The sequence below is a fragment of the Ruegeria lacuscaerulensis genome (genome assembly GCF_013031245.1).
In the GTDB taxonomy this organism is placed as follows: domain Bacteria; phylum Pseudomonadota; class Alphaproteobacteria; order Rhodobacterales; family Rhodobacteraceae; genus Ruegeria; species Ruegeria lacuscaerulensis_C.
In genome coordinates, this window is the sequence record NZ_WPZL01000100.1 from 1 (window position 1) to 1,249 (window position 1,249).

A 1,249-nucleotide genomic window follows, 5' to 3' on the forward strand; every position below is an offset into this window, starting at 1 on the left:
CGGATCTGAGCAACACGTGCTTCGATCTCGGCTTTCTCGCCAGCACCGTCGACGATGGTGGATTCGTCTTTGGTGATTTCGATTTTCTTGGCGGTGCCCAGCATGTCCATGGTGACGGACTCGAGCTTCATGCCCAGATCTTCGCTGATGACCTGACCGCCGGTCAGGATTGCGATGTCCTGCAGCATGGCTTTACGGCGATCGCCGAAGCCCGGTGCTTTGACAGCAGCAATTTTCAGGCCGCCGCGCAGTTTGTTGACAACCAGAGTTGCCAGCGCTTCGCCTTCAACGTCTTCAGCAATGATCAGCAGCGGCTTTTGCGACTGGATCACCTGCTCGAGCAGCGGAACCATCGGCTGCAGCGAGGACAGTTTCTTTTCGTGCAGCAGGATCATGCAGTCGTCGAGTTCTGCGATCATCTTGTCTGCATTGGTGACGAAGTAAGGCGACAGGTAGCCACGGTCGAACTGCATACCTTCGACAACATCGGTCTCGGTTTCCAGACCTTTGTTTTCTTCGACGGTGATAACGCCTTCGTTGCCAACCTTCTGCATCGCGTCGGCGATCTGCTGGCCGATTTCGGCTTCGCCGTTGGCCGAGATGGTGCCAACCTGAGCAACTTCTGCCGAGTCTTTGACTTCGCGCGAGGCGTCTTTGATGCCTTCAACAACCTTGGCAGTTGCCAGGTCGATGCCGCGCTTCAGGTCCATCGGGTTCAGGCCAGCAGCAACCTGCTTCAGACCTTCGCGAACGATGGCTTGTGCCAGAACGGTTGCGGTGGTGGTGCCGTCGCCGGCTTCGTCATTGGTGCGGCTGGCGACTTCTTTCACCATCTGCGCGCCCATGTTTTCGAACTTGTCTTCCAGTTCGATTTCCTTGGCAACCGAAACACCGTCTTTGGTGATGCGCGGTGCGCCAAAGGATTTGTCCAGAACCACGTTGCGGCCTTTGGGGCCCAGGGTCACTTTGACAGCATCGGCCAGGATGTTCACACCTGCCAGCATGCGGTTACGGGCATCGGTGTCGAACTTGACGTCCTTAGCAGCCATGTTTTTTCTCCTTGAGAAATTGTATTGAGATAAAGCGTGAGAAGATCAGAGAAAGCGTTTGGGCTTACTCGATGATCCCCATGATGTCGCTTTCTTTCATCATCAGCAGTTCTTCGCCGTCGATCTGGACCTCGGTGCCCGACCATTTGCCGAACAGGATCTTGTCGCCAGCTTTTACAGCCATTGCGATCAGTTCGCCG

Annotated in this window: 1 protein-coding gene and 1 pseudogene; both read right to left on the reverse strand. The window is 55.6% G+C overall.

The window, feature by feature from the left end:
- The coding region (gene groEL, locus GOX66_RS25485) for a chaperonin GroEL (RefSeq protein WP_170766712.1) at positions 1 to 1,049 on the reverse strand (1,049 nt) is incomplete at its 3' end.
- A gap of 64 nt (positions 1,050 to 1,113) precedes the next feature.
- A pseudogene (locus GOX66_RS25490) lies at positions 1,114 to 1,249 on the reverse strand (co-chaperone GroES); the annotation flags it as partial.